Origin of the sequence: Fluctibacter halophilus, assembly GCF_020687825.1 — a bacterium.
Classification (GTDB): domain Bacteria; phylum Pseudomonadota; class Gammaproteobacteria; order Enterobacterales; family Alteromonadaceae; genus Fluctibacter; species Fluctibacter halophilus.
This window is the reverse complement of sequence record NZ_JAJEWP010000001.1, coordinates 91,078-109,190: the sequence shown is the minus strand read 5'-3', so window position 1 is coordinate 109,190 and position 18,113 is coordinate 91,078. Positions and strand designations below refer to the sequence as shown.

Sequence of the window (18,113 nt, the reverse complement as noted above, 5' to 3'; positions counted from 1 at the left end):
CCTGTCATTGAACGAAAAAACGGCGCGCATTGTAGCACAGACCGTCAATCGCGGTAATGTTCTTTTTACAGCAATGGCTCACTCGTCGTCGTAAATGTATTCCACCACTTCAAGGCCGTAGCCTGACAAGGCGTGATACTTTTTCGGACGGCTGAGCAGGCGCATCTGCTTGACCCCAAGTGTAGCCAAAATCTGGCTGCCGACACCGACCGTGCGGGACGTGCCCTGCCATTTCTGCGCGGCAGGTTGCTCACCTTTGTCTTCCGCTTCGAACTGACGTACCTGCCCCAGCAGATCTTCCTGTTTGCCCAACAGCACCAGCACCCCGCCATCCTGGGCAATACGCGCCATGGCCTCGGGCAGGCTCATGCTGCGGTCAATGTTGCGATCAGAGCCGAGTAAATCACTGAACGTATTGTGCAGGTGAACCCGCACCAAGGTCGGTTCTGTGCTGTTGACCTCCCCTTTACGCAGGGCGAAATGAACCTGGTTATCGATCACGTCTTTAAAGGTGATCAGGTCAAACTCACCATGCTCGGTGGGCAAACGGCACTCCGCCACTTTCTCGATGGTGGTCTCATTCAGATTGCGGTACTCAATCAAATCCGCGATGGTGCCAATTTTGAGGTTGTGTTTGGCAGCAAAGGCTTCCAGTTCCGGTCGACGGGCCATGGTGCCATCGTCATTCAGAATTTCGACAATCACGGCGGCCGGCTCTGCGCCAGCCAAACGGGCCAAATCAACACCCGCTTCGGTATGACCCGCTCGGTTCAACACGCCGCCTTCTTTGGCGATCAGCGGAAAGATGTGCCCCGGCTGAACAATGTCGTCAGCTTTGGCATTGGCGGCCACAGCGACCTGGATGGTACGGGCACGATCCGCCGCCGAAATACCGGTGGTAACGCCGGTCGCGGCCTCAATGGATACCGTAAAGTTGGTGGAGAACTGGGCACCGTTGTTGTCGACCATCAATGGCAGATTAAGCCGTTGACAGCGCTCTGCGGTCATTGGCAGACACACCAGCCCGCGGGCATGGGTGACCATGAAATTGATCGCCTCCGGAGTAACAAACTGGGCGGCCATGATCAGGTCCCCTTCGTTTTCCCGGTCTTCGTCATCCATCAGAATGACCATCTTGCCGGCGCGAATGTCGTCAATGATCTCTTGGGTTGTGTTTAATGCCATGTGCGTCTTTTTTAATGTTGTAGGGTAGTAAGTGTAGACGTTGTCGTAACGACGTCTGGCGTCATTATTTCATGTAGCCATGCTTGGCCAGAAAAGCTTCATCAATGCCCTGGCCGGCACTCGGTTGAGCGGCTTTGTCGCCCAGCATCAGGCGTTCCAGATAGCGGGCCACCACATCCACTTCGAGGTTGACCTTGGTGCCCACCTTGTAAGTACCGATGATGGTCTCCTGCAGGGTGTGGGGGATCAGGGTCAGCATAAACCGGGCACCGTCGATACGGTTAACCGTCAGGCTGACACCGTCCACGGTAATCGACCCCTTTTCAGCCAGATACCGGGCCAGGTTGTCCGGCGCCTTAACCCAGATCTCGAGCCATTTATCGCCCGGATGCAGAGACAGAACTTCGCCCACGCCATCAACGTGTCCGCTGACAATGTGTCCGCCGAACCGGGACGACGCCAGCATGGCTTTTTCAAGGTTCACCGGCATACCGACCTGATAGTCCGCGAAACCCGAGCGTTTGAGGGTTTCCGGCGACACATCCACACTGTAGTGCTGGTCAGAGAATTCAACCACGGTCAGACACACACCGTTGGCGGCAATGCTGTCCCCCAGCTTGACATCCGACATGTCCAGCGTGCCGACATCGATGCGCAGGCGGATGTCCTCGCCAAAAGGTTGCATCGCGCCGATGGTGCCGACGGCTTCAATAATTCCGGTAAACATAACAGAGACCTCTTTGCCTTTATGCCTGTGGTCGCAGGGTCAGCCGCAGATCATCACCTACCTGGCGAACATCCTGCCACTGATACTGGAAAGCGTTATCCATGTGTTCAAGGCCCATTGGCCCCATCAAGCCGCGACCATCGTCCCCCATTAATTTGGGCGCGATGTACAAAATCAACTCATCAGCCCATTGATTTTTCAACGCACACCCACTGAGCTGAGCACCTGCTTCAATCCACACTTCATTCATGCCCTGACCTGCCAGATGCTGAAGCGCCTCGAACAAGCCATTTTCATCGTTGTGCGTAAGGCGATGCTGGCCAACCCCAGTCGGCCATGGTGTGTGCAACTCTCCACAGTGAAACCTCAGCGTGTTTCCCGGTAGAGAAAAAAACGGGATCTGCGCACTGAGACGTTGACGGCGATCAATCACCGCCCGTAACGGTTGCCGCAGCTGACCTGACGTCAGGGTAGGCAAGCCATCCAGACGCACATTTAAACTGGGGTTATCATCCAACACCGTGCCTGAGCCGGTCAGGATCGCACAGGAGCGCGCCCGGTAACGTTGCACATCCTCTCGGGCCGCATTGCCGGTGATCCATTGGCTGTGGCCGTTGGCCATCGCCGTGCGCCCATCAAGACCCGCGGCCAGCTTTACCCGCACCCAGGGCAGCCCCTGGGTCATGCGCTTGATAAAACCAGGATTCAATGCCCGGGCTTGTGCTTCCAGCACCCCACTGAGTACGTCGATACCAGCGTTAGCGAGTCGGGTCAGACCGGCGCCACTGACCTGTGGGTTGGGATCTTCCATCGCCGCCACAACCCTGGCAACACCGGCCTGGATAAGCGCATCGGCACAGGGTGGCGTGCGACCGGTGTGACTGCAGGGTTCGAGGGTCACGTAAACCGTTGCCCCTTTGGCCCGTTCGCCCGCTTGCGCCAGCGCCATGACTTCAGCGTGGCCCTGTCCGGCCTGATGATGATAGCCCTGCCCTACACACTGTCCGTCCGGGTCAACCACAACGCAACCAACCCTCGGATTGGGGGAGGTTGTGTACAAGCCTTTTTCGGCCTGACGCAGCGCAACAGACATCCAGTGAAGATCGGCGTGCATGGCATCAGTCTCCCAAACGCGCGATTTCTTCACCAAACTCCCGGATGTCTTCAAACGAGCGATACACCGACGCAAATCGCACATAGGCTACTTTGTCGAGATCTTTGAGCGCGTCCATGATCAGATTTCCCAGGAACTCACTGCTGATTTCCCGCTCACCGGTGGCACGCAGGGTGGACTTCAGTTTACTGATGCAGTGCTCGACCTTTTCGGTATCCACCGGTCGCTTTTCCAACGCCCGCTGTAAACCTGCACGCAGCTTATCTTCATTGAACGGCTCCCGGGATCCGTCGCGCTTGACCACCCTGGGCATCACCAATTCTGCCACTTCAAAGGTCGTGAAGCGTTCATGACACTGGGTGCATTCACGGCGTCGACGTACCTGATGGCCTTCCGCCACCAGGCGGGAATCAATGACTTTGGTTTCCTGGGCCACACAAAATGGACAAAACATGCTGACTACGACTGCTGGTAAGGTTCGAATTGCAGGCTAAACTAGCAAAAAACGGGGGAAATTGACACATGCGACCGCACATTTGCGCTCTATTGCTGATCTGCAGCGCCGGCCAGGCCCAGACATCACCCAGTTGCACCAGCCTGGACAACCTGCAATGGCTGCTGGGGAATTGGCAAACCGAGACCGCCAGTGGCTTTCTGACCGAATCCTGGCAGGCGGTCAGCACACAAACCTTTGAAGGACTCGGTACCACACTGACCGAAACCGGTACGGTGCGGGAGCAGGAAAGCCTGCGTTTGGTAACACAGCAGGACAGGGTGTTCTATCTGGCCAAGGTTTCGGCCCATCCGATGCCCATTCCCTTCCGGGCGGAGCGCTGTGACACTCAGGAAGCCGTTTTTGAAAATCCGGCCCACGATTTCCCCCAGCGTATTCACTACCGCAGCGAGGATGGCGCGCTGCATGTGCGCATTGAAACCCTGGATGGCCACAACACCCTCAAATGGACCTTTAAGCGTCAGCCATAAACCAACAGACACAAAAAACGGCGCTTGATGCGCCGTTTTTTTATCTTTCTGAGCAAACTTAACCGTAGACGGGGTAAGCTTCACACAGCGCAACCACTTCGCCTTTAACGCGCTCAATGGTGCTTTCATCATTGATGTTATCCAGCACGTCGCAAATCCAGGTCGCCACTTGCTTGGCTTGCTCTTCCTTGAAGCCACGACGGGTAATGGCCGGAGAACCGATACGCAAACCGCTGGTCACAAACGGTGAACGTGGGTCGTTTGGTACGGAGTTCTTATTCACCGTGATGTTGGCACGACCCAATGCAGCATCGGCGTCTTTACCGGTGATGTCTTTGTCAATCAAATCCAGCAGGAACAGGTGATTGTCAGTGCCATTGGAGACGATTTTGTAGCCACGCTGCTGCATGACCTCAACCATTGCCTTGGCATTGGCAACAACGCCTTGCTGATAGACTTTGAATTCTGGCTGCAACGCTTCTTTGAACGCCACGGCTTTGGCCGCAATCACGTGACACAACGGGCCACCCTGGTTACCCGGGAAGACCGCACTGTTAAGCTTCTTGTACAGGGTTTCGTCGCCACAGGAAGACAGGATCAGACCACCACGGGGACCCGCCAGGGTTTTGTGTGTGGTGGTTGTCACAACGTGGGCGTGAGGCAGTGGATTGGGGTACAGACCCGCCGCGACCAAGCCGGCAACGTGGGCCATGTCGACCAACAGATAAGCACCCACGCTGTCAGCGATTTCACGGAATTTTTGCCAATCAACGATGCCAGAGTAGGCCGAGAAACCACCGATGATCATCTTCGGCTTATGTTCTTTGGCCAACGCTTCAACCTGGGCCATATCGATTTCGCCGGTTTCAGGATGCAATCCATACTGCACCGCGTGATAGGTTTTACCGGAGAAGTTTACGTGAGAACCGTGAGTCAGGTGACCACCATCAGCCAGGCTCATGCCCAGTACGGTGTCACCAGCATCCAGCATGGCCATGAACGCCGCAGAGTTCGCCTGAGAACCTGAATGAGGTTGTACGTTGGCATACTCGGCACCAAACAGCTGTTTGGCACGCTCGATGGCCAGGTCTTCAGCGATGTCCACATATTCACAACCGCCGTAATAGCGCTTGTGCGGGTAACCTTCGGCATATTTGTTGGTCAGTTGAGAGCCCTGCGCTTCCAGTACCCGGGGACTGCAATAGTTTTCAGAAGCGATCAGTTCGATGTGGTGCTCCTGGCGTTGGGTTTCTTTGGCAATGGCGTCCGCCAATTCGGGATCAAAATCGGCAATGGTCATATCGCGGGTCAGCATGGGCTCTCCTGTGGACGGGCGTGAAAATGAAGCGCATATTCTAGTCATTTTAACCGCCATGTACATAGTAAAAACCCCCGATTCAACGCCTTTCTTTGCCCGCTTCTGTCGTTTGCCCACAGTTCAGACCAGTCACCCCGTCGTATCCTCCCTGTTTGCGTCGCCCCCTTCCCCGCAAGCGGCGGGTGTTCTACAATGTGCGCCTGTTTGACGATTACTCAGAAGTAACATGGCACAATACGTATATAGTATGCATCGGGTGGGCAAAATTGTTCCCCCTAACAAACACATTCTGAAAAACATTTCGCTGAGTTTTTTCCCGGGCGCCAAAATCGGCGTATTGGGTCTCAACGGCGCCGGTAAATCCACGCTGCTGCGCATCATGGCCGGTGTGGATACCGACATCGAAGGTGAGGCCCGTCCCCAGCCGGGCATTAACATCGGCTACCTGCCACAGGAACCCCAGTTAGATCCGAACAAAGATGTGCGGGGCAATATCGAAGAAGCGGTCGCCGATGTGGTGCACGCGCTGTCACGCATCGAAGAGGTCTATGCCGCTTATGCCGAAGAAGACGCGGATTTTGATGCGCTGGCAAAGGAACAGGCAGAGCTTGAAGCCATTATTCAGGCCAAAGACGGCCATAACCTGGACAATGCCCTGGAGCGCGCTGCGGATGCCCTGCGTCTGCCCCCCTGGGATGCCGATGTGAACAAATTGTCCGGTGGTGAGCGTCGCCGTGTGGCCTTGTGCCGCTTGTTGCTGGAAAAACCCGACATGTTGCTGCTCGACGAACCAACCAACCACCTGGATGCTGAATCCGTTGCCTGGCTGGAGCGCTTCCTGCACGACTATGAAGGCACCGTTGTGGCCATCACCCACGACCGTTATTTCCTCGACAACGTTGCAGGCTGGATCCTCGAGCTTGACCGTGGTGAAGGGATCCCGTGGGAAGGTAACTATTCGTCCTGGCTGGAACAGAAAGAAAAACGTCTGGAGCAGGAAGAACGTGCTGAGAGTGCCCGTCAGAAGTCCATCAAACAGGAACTCGAATGGGTACGTACCAATCCAAAAGGGCGTCAGGCCAAAAGTAAAGCGCGGATGGCACGGTTTGAGGAACTCAACACCGGTGACTATCAGAAACGTAATGAAACCAACGAACTGTTTATTCCGCCGGGCGAACGCCTGGGCGACAAGGTCATTGATGTCGAACACTTGCGTAAGAGCTATGGTGATAGGGTCCTTATCGACGATTTGAGTTTCAGTGTTCCAAAAGGTGCCATTGTTGGCATCATCGGTCCCAACGGTGCCGGTAAGTCGACCCTGTTCCGGATGTTGACCGGTCAGGAACAGGCCGATAGCGGTGAAATCAGTGTCGGTGATACCGTGCAAATTGCCAGTGTCGATCAGTTCCGCGATCACATGAACGAGAACAACACGGTGTACAAAGAAATTTCCGATGATTCGGAAGTCATCCGCATCGGTAATTTTGAACTGAACAGCCGAGCCTATTGCAGCCGCTTTAATTTCAGGGGCACCGACCAGCAGAAGTTCATCAAAGATCTGTCCGGCGGTGAACGCAACCGGGTGCACCTTGCCAAACTGCTCAAGTCCGGCGGCAACGTGTTGCTGCTCGATGAACCGACCAACGATTTGGACGTTGAAACCCTGCGCGCGCTGGAAAATGCCCTGCTGGAATTCCCCGGCTGCGCCATGGTCATTTCCCACGACCGCTGGTTCCTCGACCGTGTCGCCACCCACATCATGGATTACCGGGATGAGGGCAAAATCAACTTCTACGAAGGTAACTACAGCGACTATGAAGCCTGGCTGAAAGACACCTACGGACAGGACGTGGTCGAGCCTCATCGTCTCAAGTACAAAAAGATGAGCAAATCCTAAACCGACAAAAAAGGCGCATGAGCGCCTTTTTTTTGTGCTTTACTATGCTCAGGTTGAACATAGGATAAGGCTATGGAACGTCGACGCTTTCACCGGGTTTCTTTCTCTGTAAACGGTACCGCCCATCAGCAATCACAACAATGGCCCATCGCCGTTGAAGACATTTCACTGAATGGCGCATTGTTCCGTTGTGACGCGGACGACTTGCCGATCCTCAACCAACCGATACGCCTGTCCATCCCGTTAGACGGTATGGCAGCGCCGTTGTGGCTGGAGGGCACGTTATGTCACCAGCAAGGCAACCTGTTTGGCCTGCAAATCAATCAGATGGACATTTCCACGGCTACCACCGTCAAGCAGGTAGTGGCCCACAACCTCGGCGATGAAACTTTGTTGCAACGGGATCTGGCCGCCCTTATTGCACAACATTGATGTTCAGTGATGAATAGTCTGGACGGCAGGTCGACTCCGGCTGAGTGACACACACCTGATAGTGTTCAACAATGGATTTCAGTTGGCCGTTTTTGCGCAACCGCTCAAGGGATAACCGGAGCCCATCGACCCATTCCACCGGCACCTGTGGGTTCAGGGCGAGGAAATTACCCTGCAACTTGGGATCGTTGACGGCCATCGCTGCGACAACGCTTTGGGTCGTCAATCCGGCTTCTGCCAATGCGTAGGGTAAGGTCAGCTCGGAACCGACGATAAAGTCCAGCTTGCCACGCAGAAACAAATGTAAACTCTCCTGCTTACGACTGAACAACATCAGGTTTCTACCTGCCACAAACCCCCATTCGGTAAATATGGCTTCATACACATCGTTTCTGGGCAAACCAATGCTGTAGTTCAACAAACGTTCCCGGTTCATCCCGGCGAGATCGCTGCGGGCGACCAAGCGGTACAGATACGTTTGTGAGTAGGCCAACGGACCAACCCACACAAATACCCCTTCCCGTTGTGGGGTCCGGGATACGGAGACTAACCCTGCGTGGGGCGTGTCCAGCGCATTACGGTAGGCGCGGTTCCAGGGCAACATTTCAAAAGTGCAGGTGATTTTCGCTCCCTGACAGGCCAGTCGAACAATGTCCACGTTGATGCCGATAACGCCGGCGTGATTAGCGAAATTATAGGGCGGGAAGTGCTCTGTGTAGATGGTCAACGCGGGCGTCGCCATCGCCGACACGCTTTGCTGCAATGCCCAGCACAACACAACCCCGCGAAATACCCTAAGACTCATTGATGTCACTGTCCTCGAAGACGTTCCCTGCGTCACTGTTGTGGTGGCGGCATCCGAGTCGCGTTTTGCAGATACTTGTGCTGTAGTCTTTCAAATTCGCCGCGCGCCCGCAACCGATCAATCGCCGCTTGCAACGCTTCCACCCACTGACCATCGACGCTGTGGCTCAAACCCAGGTAGTTGCCCTGCAAATAGGTGCTGGCGAACCTTTCCACCTGGGTTACCTCCAGCGGTGTGCCCTGCTCGGCTAACTGATAGGGCAAGGTCAGATTCGACCCGACCATCAAATCCAGCTTACCCATCACAAACAGGCGGATGGCTTGCTGGCGACTGGAAAAGGTCAACAGGGTCTTTTCATCCTCAAATCCCATGTTGGTCAGAACCCGATGATACACATCGTTACGCGGGATCCCCACCGTGTAGGACGTCACCGGTCTGTCGTCAGATACCACAATGTCGTCGCGATGGGCCATTCGATACAAACCTGACTCCCCTTTCACCAGCGGCCCCACCCACTGGAAAAACGGCTCCCGGGCGGCATGCCGCGAGATCGAAACAATGCCATAGTTTCCTTCCCCCTGCGCCTCCCGAAAAGCCCGGTTCCAATGGGTCATTAAAAACTGACAGTGCAGGCTGGCATCGTTGCAGGCACGTTTTACCAACTCGAGATTGATGCCAACCAACGCATCCCCCTGTCGGAAATTGTACGGTGGGAACTGTTCGGTGTAGATCAGCAGGCCACTGTCATTCGCTGCGGCGCGCCAGGGTGTCGCTGCTGCCAATAGCGCGATGATAAGAAGGAAGCGCAACACGCTAACCCCCATTTCCATAACAGCAGATGCCCACGCGGGTAACATCACTGGCAGGGTAAAAACGTGGCACAGCCTGCACAACCATACGGCTGGCGTTAGTTGATGGGTTACAGAAATTGAGCAGGCATTTTTCGCCCGGTAACGGCCTGTCGTCCAATGGTTTCACGCACTACTCCTTGTCAGATCCCCCGCATTAACTCTAGCACGTCTTCAACATTTTAATACTCAAACGGCGTCCAGGGCTTCTGACAAACGGCTGACCCCAATCACGGTAATCCCTTCAATCGGTTGCTTGGGCACATTGGCCTTGGGAACAATGGCTTTTTTGAAGCCATGCTTGGCCGCCTCGGACAACCGCTCTGAACCGTTAGGCACCGGACGTATTTCGCCCGCCAGACCAACTTCACCAAAGGCGATCAGTTCCCGGGGCAAGGCGTTGTTTTTAAAGCTTGATACCATCGCCAGTAGCAGCGCCAGATCGACGCTGGTTTCAGCCACCTTTACGCCGCCCACCACGTTGGCAAACACATCCTGATCACTCATCTGCAGATTGCCATGACGATGCATCACAGCCAGCAGCATCGCCAGCCGGTTCTGCTCCAAACCGACAGCAATGCGGCGAGGATTGGCCATCTGCGAATAATCCACCAGCGCCTGTATTTCCACCAACAAGGGTCGGGTCCCCTCCCAGATAACCGTGACAATACTGCCCGGCGATTGTTGCTCGTCGCGGCTCAGGAAAATCGCCGATGGATTGCTGACCTCGCGCAGGCCTTTTTCGGTCATCGCAAACACACCCAGTTCGTTCACTGCACCAAAGCGGTTTTTATTGCCCCGCAAGGTGCGAAAACGCGAGTCAGACTCCCCTTCCAGCATCATCGAACAATCAATGCAATGCTCCAGCACTTTGGGGCCTGCCAGATTTCCGTCTTTGGTCACATGGCCAACAATCAGCATGGCGATATGGTGCTGTTTGGCAAACCGGGTCAGGTAAGCGGCACTCTCCCGTACTTGTGACACACTGCCCGGCGCTGATTGCACGTCTGCCACATGCATGACCTGAATGGAATCGATCACCATGATGGCGGGTTTGTGTGCCAATGCCAGATCGCAAATGGACTCCACATTGGTTTCTGCCAGCATCTTGACCTTGTCGGTCGGCAACGCAAGACGCTGGGCGCGCATCGCCACCTGTTGCAACGATTCTTCGCCCGTCACGTACAAGGCGCTGCGCTGCTCGGCCAGATGACACATAACCTGTAATAACAACGTGCTTTTACCGGCCCCCGGTGAGCCACCAATCAATAGTGCGCTGCCCGGTACAATCCCCCCGCCCAGCACTCTGTCCAACTCCTTGAAGCTACTGGTAAAACGTGGCAACGCCTGTAAGTCGATATCGCCCAGGGTTTCCACTTTGGCTGCGGTCTGGCCGGCATAGCCACTGCGATGGCGATCGGCCTTATGCCCGGCGGTACTGAGCACCACTTCAGAAACGGTGTTCCAGGCGCCACATTCGTTGCATTGTCCCTGCCATCGGGGATACTCAGCGCCACAATCGGCGCAAACATAGGCGGTTTTGCGTTTTGCCATAAATTCTCAAACTGGGGTATAGTGGTTGTTATTGATGGTTGCCGGTGGCGAACACAAGGATACTAAAGGGAAAGGCTCAATGGTTCCAGCTTGTTGGCCGATACCCTCTTTATAAGCAGCCCTGATGGCCACTTTGAACACAGTCAATGAGCCAAGATTTAGAACAATACCACGACATCATTGAGCAACTGAAACCGATGATCAACGAGCCTGAGTTTAATCAGGTGTTGTCTCAGGTTGCCGCTCACCTGCCACGCCAAAAGCGTTTCCTGATCAAGATGGAATTAAAGCGCTTGGCGCGTCCCTGTATTCGTCTGATCGACTTACGCGGTCAGGTGACCGGCGAGTGCCGTGAATACGAGCATGAAGGACGGGTCCACTACCTGGATGACACGGCGATTGAAGAATTCGAACGACAGACCCGGCTATTCGGTCAATACACCATCGGTGTCTACGAAGCGGTAAAGAACACCGAAAACAACTATCGGGTGATGCACAAGAAGCAACAGCAAACCCAGGACAGTGCCGAGTCGGACCAGGAAAGTGCGCCGGAAAAGCCACATACAGCAGCATTGATCCAGTTTGGCAGTTACCCATCTCGTCGCGAAGAGCGCATGAATTATGCGGTGACCATTGAGATGTTTACCGAACTGAACAAAAGCATTCAGGCGACCACCATCGATATTTCGGTCAGTGGCCTGAAAGTCAAAGTGGGTAAAGATCACATGTTCAAACCCCAGGAGCGGCTGGTGATCCAGTTTCGTGGCCTGGAAGGCGAATACACGCTGGACAAGAAAAACGGTATCCCATACTCGGTGGTGGGCATCGACCGCAGTCGCAAAGAACAGCGCCTGCACCTGCAACGGTTGTATGACCAGCCTGCGCCTGGCTTTGATGCGTTTCTGGAACGTTTTATTCACGGCAACAAACGTCGCTACAAGGTCAACATGGAGAACACCCTCGAGGCCATCCATAACAAGACCTATGAGCAGTATTTCACGCCCAATTTTCCATCCGCGCCAGTGTATATCGAAACCGTGAAAGGTCAATATCGTCCGCGCTTTGTGCTGGCCAATGACTGCAACCGCGATCTGATGCACTACTGGAGTGACGAGCAATTCGAATTACGCCTGGGCTATATGTTCAGCCATGAGCGCCTGGCCCGCCTGATAGAGATGCCCCCGGAACAGCGCGAGACCTTCGTGTTTGTGTTTAACCATATCAAAAATGAGCGGGTTTACTTTTACTCTGCAAGCCGTGAAGAGCTGTTTGAAGAACCCCAGTTAATGCAGGTTTTCCTGGGCTATGCGTCCCGTAAAGCCAGTTGGCGTGTGTACAAAGTGCAGCTGTGTGACATGACCTTGCAACAAGCACATATGCCGACATCGCTGCCTGACGCGGTAAGCGATACAGTCAAGCGCCAGAATCAGCCACCAACGCCGCGTCTGTTGGCTCGCCTTAAAAACCTGACCCACATAGCGCTGGTCACCGATGTCACCGACGACGTGGGAACAGACAATTACTCCGCATTGCCGATCCGTCGTGATGAGGTCAGTCGATTGAAAGTGTTCGGACACCCTCGCAATCGCCCACCTGCAAGTATCGACATGTTTCGGTTCAAGTATCACAACCAGCGCAAAGAAACACGCTACCAACTGCGGACTAAAGTCATTCTGACGGTGGATGGCGAGGAAAGTATGGGGCTGGACATCGAAGGCAGCAGCGAAGACATTTCGGTGCGCGGCCTGAAAATTGAATTGCACAAAACCTTCCATGGAAGCGAAAACACCCCCGTGCTGCTCAGCTTTCCCAACCTGCAATCACTGACCCAAAAATACAACTTACAGGACCTGCCATATCGGATCCGCAACATCACCGGCGAAGGCAACGTGTTGCATCTGCAAGCCGTCAGTGACGAGCATAACTCAACGGCACAGCGCTTTTTCGATGAACTGATCCGCAACAACCGATCACGCCTCAAAGCGTATAAAGAGGAAGAAGACGTTCCCGGCATCGGTGCCGCACTGCGCAACCTGTATGCCCGCAATGTGCAAAATGTCGGTTTCTTTATCAAAAAGGATGGCGTGAACTTCAGTCCTGATGCGCTGGTCAGTAGCCAACGAAAAACCCGACTGTTACGGCTGTTGTCCCATGACGCGGAACCCGGCCAGCTCAATCTGCATTGCTTATACAGTTCCAATGGCATTGCACTGGATTTCATCCAGTACACACTGAAAAACATCAAAACCCACAAAATGCCGGTGATGCGTGAGTTGTTTGTCGCTTTTGACCCACGTCAAAGCAGTGCAAAAAGTGCCATACGCAGTTGCTTTACCGACCAGTTTCACGATGACGAAGAACGGCTCGAGTTCATCAATCAGGCCATTGGTAGCGGCCAATTCATCGCCATTAAAGTGTTTCTTGCCCGCACCGGTCGGCCGGATATGGAGCGACTTCAGTCAGAGCTAAACTATATCGGTACCTACGCAATACACCGCGCCAAGGAATTGGAAGAACAATTATGGGGCATCGTGGGAGTGGGTGATTTGGTCGATGTCACTGACGAAGTATTGTTGCGTTACCGCTTTTCACGCCAGCACATACAGGCCAATCGACAAACGCCCGCCGCGCACTCGGTAGAATCGACCCACATTGAAGAATTATTGCGGGTCTGATCACCTCCTTTAGATTGACGAACCAACACGTATCTTTGCTATAGTCATTGCATACACTCTGACCTGCCAGGATCCACGTTGAATAAGGCACTATCGGCAACCCTATGGACACTTTGGTTTCTGACCTGTGGCCTGTGCTGTCAAACCCTCCATGCCAAAACACGTCTGACGTTGGTCTACAGTCAGGAAAACTACGATTTTAACAGCGTGTTTAATCGCTTTACCGAACAAACCGGCATTGAGATTGCTTCTTCCCGCTTGCTGTCCGGCGATATGAAAACCGAATTGCTAACCCGTTCGGACACCAACACACTGCCGGATGCTGCCATTGTGCCAGCCGATTTTATTGGTCTCAAACAGGTCAATTTCAGCACTATCGATGACAGCCTGATCAATCCACAACTGGCATCCCGCTACCTCACCCTGGTAAGGCAACAAAACCAGCAGTATGGCATCCCACTGATTGCCGGCAATCATCTGATGTTGTATTTCAACCGGGCGCTGATTGAACAGCCTGCGACTGACTGGGTCAGCCTGCAACGTCAGGCGACCGTCTTACCGCCAGACACCAAACTGATTGGCTGGGCGTACTCGGAAATGTACTGGTTAATTCCCTTTCTTGGCGCCTTCGACGCAATGCCCACAGATGGTGATCGCATACTGCTGAATCAACAGGGCACCCGCGAAGCCATACGCTATTACCACGGACTGAGTGAAACGGGCATCGTCGATGACAGTTGTAGTTATCAATGTGCAACCAGTTTATTCCGCCAGGGTAAACAGGCTTATATGATCAATGGCAGTTGGGCATTTTCCGATTACGCGTTGAGCCTGCAGGACAACCTCGGCGTTGCCCTGTTGCCCGATATCAATGGCAACCCCATGAAACCCTACTACTCAGCGCATGTGTTGGTTTTTCCCAACCAATCGTTGAACGGTCCGAATGGCGACGCACTGCGCAAGTTGGCCACCTTCATGCAATTGCCAGAAACCCAGCTGACGTTGTGGCAACGCTCCAATGCATTACCCACCCACAGCGCTGCACTGCAGCAAATCCAGACCGACGACGTCAATGTCAATGCCATGCTCGAACAACTCAGTCAGGCGGTTCCCATCCCGACAACCGCCAACATGGCGATCGTATGGGAAGCCCTGTTGCAGGGCTTTAACCGTTATCATGGTGGTGCCATGACCGCTGATGAGGCAACCCGCTACATGCAATACATCGCGATAAAATCCTTACCGGAAACGCCCTGATATGGCCGCAGCGAAAGAACGCTCCTTCAGCCGCACACTGGTCCTGTATACCAGCATTTTTGTGCTGTTGCCGTTGCTGGCCGGGGTCGGCTATTTGCTTTTCGATTCCTACCGAACCACTGCCGAACAGGCGCGCTGGTCAGTGCAAAAGGACACCGAGAATACCGCCGCCCACATCCGCAATGCGTTGTACGGCGTACGATATCTGCTGGCAGAGTTGTCCCGCAAAAAAGCCCTCGGTGAAGTGTCGGAAAACATCCTGTTCAGCCAGGCCAGTCACTCAGCATTGCAGGATTTTGTTGAAAACACCCCTGCCATTGCCGAAGTCTTTATCGGCGATGGCTCCCCCTATGTCATTGAGGGCTATCCCAGCAGTACGTACCGGTATAACCTGTTACCGCTGGCCAATTTGGCCAACCAACTGATGTCCCGTGAACGGATGGCATTGCCCCGTTTGCTGGCATTGCCGGAATATGCCCTCACCGACCAGGCCAGCAACACGGCGCATTACGAGCTGTATTTTGCCTTACCCCTGCGTAAAGTCATGCCCAGCATCATTACCCCGTATAAAACCACCGGTATACTGCTGGCCAAAGTCAACCTGCCCCAGCTCCTCGATGGTCAGGTCCAAGGGTTACACAATGTCGCCATTCAGTTGGGCGACTATCCGCTCAATACCCCGCAGTTGCCAGAGCAAGGCGAATGGTTGAGCAGCGACTACACCATCAGCGATGAAGAGCTGCACTTTTACCAACAGGACGCATTAACCCTGACCTTGTCGCAGCCAACAGCCCAGTACTTTGATCGCTTTTATCAAAACCTGCAATACAGTCTGGTGTTCGGCGTGTTGAGTGTCGTTCTGTTGTGGTTCATTCTGTTGCTGTTGATGCGTCGATTGCAGGCCCCGTTACGGCAGCTGATTTCCATCAGTCAACGGGTTAAGCGCGGTGACTACCAAGCGGCTAAAGATCCCGTCCCTTACAGCGAGTTTGCGCAAGTCGCCAGTGCACTTGACCGCATGGCCACGACAATCCGCGAGCAACTCATCGGGCTGCGCAAAGCCAAGGAGCAGGCCGAACAGTCTGAGCAGTTGAAAAGCCAGTTTCTGGCCAACATGAGCCACGAAATCCGCACGCCGATGAACGGTATCATCGGCCTAATCCAGGTATTGGACAATCGTTTGGATGAGCCAGAACTGAAGGGGCTGGTTACAAAACTGCACGAATCGGCGGACCTGTTGTTAACCATCGTCAACGACATCCTCGACTTGTCAAAAATTGAAGCCGGAAAGCTACACATTCAAACAGAGGACTTTGACTTACCCAAACTCCTGCATGATATCGTTCAGCCTTTCCAACTACTGGCTGATAAAAAAGCCTTAACCATCGACGTCGACATCCCCGAAAACCTGCCGGTATTCTGGCATGCGGATCCGCTACGACTTCGTCAGGTGATTGGCAACCTGATCTCAAATGCGGTGAAGTTCACCGATCAGGGCGCCATCACAGTGCGCGCATCCCAACGGATGGAAAGTGGCGTTCCAATGCTGTGTTTTCACGTACAGGACACTGGCATGGGCATGACACAGGAGCAGGTCAGTCGCTTATTTCAGCGTTTTGAACAGGGAGATGCCAGCACGACACGTCGGTTCGGCGGTACCGGTCTGGGCCTGGCTATCTGCAAGAAGCTGACCGAACTGATGGGTGGCGACATGCAGGTGGTAAGTCATGTGGGCTCGGGCAGTACCATCAGGGTGCTCATCCAGGCGCAACCGGTTGATACAGAAAACGTGACAACGACCACCACGCCGAGCCAGCCATCCGATGAAATACCCGATTTATCCGGCTACAAAGTGCTCGTCGCGGAGGATAACACCATCAATCAGCACGTGTTACAACACATGTTGGACCTGACGGGTATTACCTGCCTGTTTGTGGGTGATGGTGTTCAAGCCGTTGAAGCATGCCGGAAAATACAACCGGATATTGTGCTGATGGATGTGCAGATGCCGGAAATGGACGGCATCACCGCAACGCGACAGTTGCGTGCGGCTGGTCTGGCAATGCCTATCATCATGCAAACGGCCAACGTGATGGCTGAAGACATCAGTGCCTACATTGACGCTGGCGCAGACGGGTATCTGCCCAAACCCATCCTGCAGAACGTGCTGTTCGATATCCTGCTACGCTTCCTGCCCGACAGACCGGCGGCAAAACCAGCAACGCCAGGATCAGGGATTGAACAATAACAGTAACGCTGCGGTATTGGCGAAACGGATCCCCGCATCCGCGCGCTGACGCACCACGGGCTTGGCATGATAGGCAACCCCTAAGCCGGCCCGCTCCATCATTTGCAAATCATTCGCACCATCGCCCAATGCGACCGTCTGCTGGGATTCAATACCATAGGACGCAGCCAGTGAAGTCAGGGTTTCTGCCTTTACCGTCGCATCGACAATGTCACCCACCACATTTCCGGTGAGGCGATCATTTTCAATCTCCAGTGTGTTGGCCACGGCAGCATCCAGCCCGAGGCGAAGCAACAGATAATCCGCAAAGTAGGTGAAGCCTCCGGAAGCAATCGCCAGCTTCCAACCCCGGCTCTTTAACGTTTGCAGCAAATGGGTGATCCCCGGCATCAGTGGCAAGCCGTCACGCACAGTGTGCAGAATACTGGCTGACGCCCCTTGCATACATGCCAACCGTTGACGCAGAGAGTCCGAGAACGCCAGGTTGCCCTGCATGGCTTGCTCGGTGACCGCCGAGACCTGTTCCCCGACGCCTGCCAGGGTAGCGATTTCATCGATGCATTCGACCCCAATGACGGTGCTGTCCATGTCCATCAGTAGCAAACCCGGACGTGACAAACTGGGCGGAGACTTCAGCAGCGCCAGTTCAACCTGTTGCTGGACAGCCAGTTGTTCCAGCTGCGCGGCAATATCCTCACTCGGAGGCTGGCAGGGAAACATTGCCAAAACCTGTCCGGGTGCAATGTCCGGTTGCACCAGATGCAGCCGTTCAATCCCCAGCTTTCGCCCCAGCGCATTGACAACGCTCTGCAGCTTTTCACCATTAAGGCTTTCTGCAAACACACGCAGGTGCCATCCGCTGGGGTATGCCTGTTCGGGTGGCAGCGGCTGCATGTTAAACAGCGGTAACGACAATGTGGCATCTACCACACCATAGACGGGTTTTGCTGCACACAGTGACAACAATTCAGCACTGGAATAAACCTGTTCAGAATGCATAGGAACGTCAATACTCATCGCGGATTATCGGGGGTCAGCGCACAGTGTAACCAAATCAATATCCGAGACC

General features: G+C 54.3%; 15 protein-coding genes. 6 read left to right on the top strand and 9 right to left on the bottom strand.

What is annotated here, in order from left to right:
• Nucleotides 1–78 precede the first annotated feature (78 nt).
• The 4 genes from ribBA to nrdR form a co-directional block, all read right to left on the bottom strand.
• The gene (gene ribBA / locus LJ739_RS00520) at nucleotides 79–1,185 is read right to left on the bottom strand and encodes a bifunctional 3,4-dihydroxy-2-butanone-4-phosphate synthase/GTP cyclohydrolase II (RefSeq protein WP_229156643.1); all 1,107 of its coding nucleotides are present in this window, start codon (nucleotides 1,183–1,185) and stop codon (nucleotides 79–81) included.
• A gap of 64 nt (nucleotides 1,186–1,249) precedes the next feature.
• The gene (locus tag LJ739_RS00515; RefSeq protein ID WP_229156642.1) at nucleotides 1,250–1,912 is read right to left on the bottom strand and encodes a riboflavin synthase; all 663 of its coding nucleotides are present in this window, start codon (nucleotides 1,910–1,912) and stop codon (nucleotides 1,250–1,252) included.
• Nucleotides 1,913–1,931: 19 nt separating this feature from the next.
• Complete coding sequence (gene ribD, locus LJ739_RS00510) at nucleotides 1,932–3,026, bottom strand: bifunctional diaminohydroxyphosphoribosylaminopyrimidine deaminase/5-amino-6-(5-phosphoribosylamino)uracil reductase RibD (protein ID WP_229156641.1); 1,095 nt, start codon at nucleotides 3,024–3,026, stop codon at nucleotides 1,932–1,934.
• Between the two features lie 4 nt (nucleotides 3,027–3,030).
• Entirely contained in the window at nucleotides 3,031–3,480 is a 450-nt protein-coding gene (gene nrdR / locus LJ739_RS00505; protein ID WP_229156640.1) for a transcriptional regulator NrdR, read from the bottom strand.
• Nucleotides 3,481–3,548: 68 nt separating this feature from the next.
• Here nrdR and LJ739_RS00500 point away from each other — a divergent pair, with 68 nt between their 5' ends.
• The gene (locus LJ739_RS00500; RefSeq protein WP_229156639.1) at nucleotides 3,549–4,010 is read left to right on the top strand and encodes a DUF6265 family protein; all 462 of its coding nucleotides are present in this window, start codon (nucleotides 3,549–3,551) and stop codon (nucleotides 4,008–4,010) included.
• A gap of 58 nt (nucleotides 4,011–4,068) precedes the next feature.
• Here the strand turns inward: LJ739_RS00500 and glyA are convergent, their stop codons facing one another.
• Entirely contained in the window at nucleotides 4,069–5,325 is a 1,257-nt protein-coding gene (gene glyA, locus LJ739_RS00495; RefSeq protein ID WP_229156638.1) for a serine hydroxymethyltransferase, read from the bottom strand.
• Nucleotides 5,326–5,554: 229 nt separating this feature from the next.
• Here glyA and ettA point away from each other — a divergent pair, with 229 nt between their 5' ends.
• Nucleotides 5,555–7,225 carry an energy-dependent translational throttle protein EttA gene (gene ettA, locus LJ739_RS00490; RefSeq protein ID WP_229156637.1) on the top strand — a complete coding sequence of 557 codons (1,671 nt, stop codon included), beginning with the start codon at nucleotides 5,555–5,557 and terminating at the stop codon, nucleotides 7,223–7,225.
• Between the two features lie 72 nt (nucleotides 7,226–7,297).
• On the top strand, nucleotides 7,298–7,657 hold the full coding sequence (locus LJ739_RS00485) for a PilZ domain-containing protein (RefSeq protein ID WP_229156636.1): 360 nt from the start codon (nucleotides 7,298–7,300) through the stop codon (nucleotides 7,655–7,657).
• On the opposite strand, the gene LJ739_RS00480 is transcribed toward LJ739_RS00485, so the two are convergent.
• From LJ739_RS00480 to radA, 3 genes are all read right to left on the bottom strand, one after another.
• On the bottom strand, nucleotides 7,641–8,462 hold the full coding sequence (locus LJ739_RS00480; protein ID WP_229156635.1) for a substrate-binding periplasmic protein: 822 nt from the start codon (nucleotides 8,460–8,462) through the stop codon (nucleotides 7,641–7,643). The genes LJ739_RS00485 and LJ739_RS00480 overlap by 17 nt on opposite strands.
• A 32-nt stretch (nucleotides 8,463–8,494) precedes the next feature.
• Complete coding sequence (locus tag LJ739_RS00475) at nucleotides 8,495–9,274, bottom strand: substrate-binding periplasmic protein (protein WP_229156634.1); 780 nt, start codon at nucleotides 9,272–9,274, stop codon at nucleotides 8,495–8,497.
• Between the two features lie 225 nt (nucleotides 9,275–9,499).
• Nucleotides 9,500–10,864 (bottom strand): DNA repair protein RadA, encoded by a 1,365-nt coding sequence (gene radA, locus LJ739_RS00470; protein ID WP_229156633.1) that lies wholly within the window; start codon nucleotides 10,862–10,864, stop codon nucleotides 9,500–9,502.
• Between the two features lie 146 nt (nucleotides 10,865–11,010).
• Between radA and LJ739_RS00465 the strand changes: the two genes are divergently transcribed.
• From LJ739_RS00465 to LJ739_RS00455, 3 genes are all read left to right on the top strand, one after another.
• On the top strand, nucleotides 11,011–13,539 hold the full coding sequence (locus tag LJ739_RS00465) for a PilZ domain-containing protein (protein WP_229156632.1): 2,529 nt from the start codon (nucleotides 11,011–11,013) through the stop codon (nucleotides 13,537–13,539).
• A gap of 78 nt (nucleotides 13,540–13,617) precedes the next feature.
• Nucleotides 13,618–14,796: a sugar ABC transporter substrate-binding protein gene (locus LJ739_RS00460; RefSeq protein ID WP_229156631.1), complete on the top strand. Its 1,179-nt coding sequence runs from the start codon at nucleotides 13,618–13,620 to the stop codon at nucleotides 14,794–14,796.
• Between the two features lies 1 nt (nucleotide 14,797).
• The gene (locus LJ739_RS00455; RefSeq protein ID WP_229156630.1) at nucleotides 14,798–17,044 is read left to right on the top strand and encodes an ATP-binding protein; all 2,247 of its coding nucleotides are present in this window, start codon (nucleotides 14,798–14,800) and stop codon (nucleotides 17,042–17,044) included.
• Here the strand turns inward: LJ739_RS00455 and serB are convergent.
• A complete protein-coding gene (gene serB / locus LJ739_RS00450) occupies nucleotides 17,027–18,061 on the bottom strand; it encodes a phosphoserine phosphatase SerB (RefSeq protein WP_229156629.1) in 1,035 nt (344 codons plus the stop codon). The genes LJ739_RS00455 and serB overlap by 18 nt on opposite strands.
• Nucleotides 18,062–18,113 lie beyond the last annotated feature (52 nt).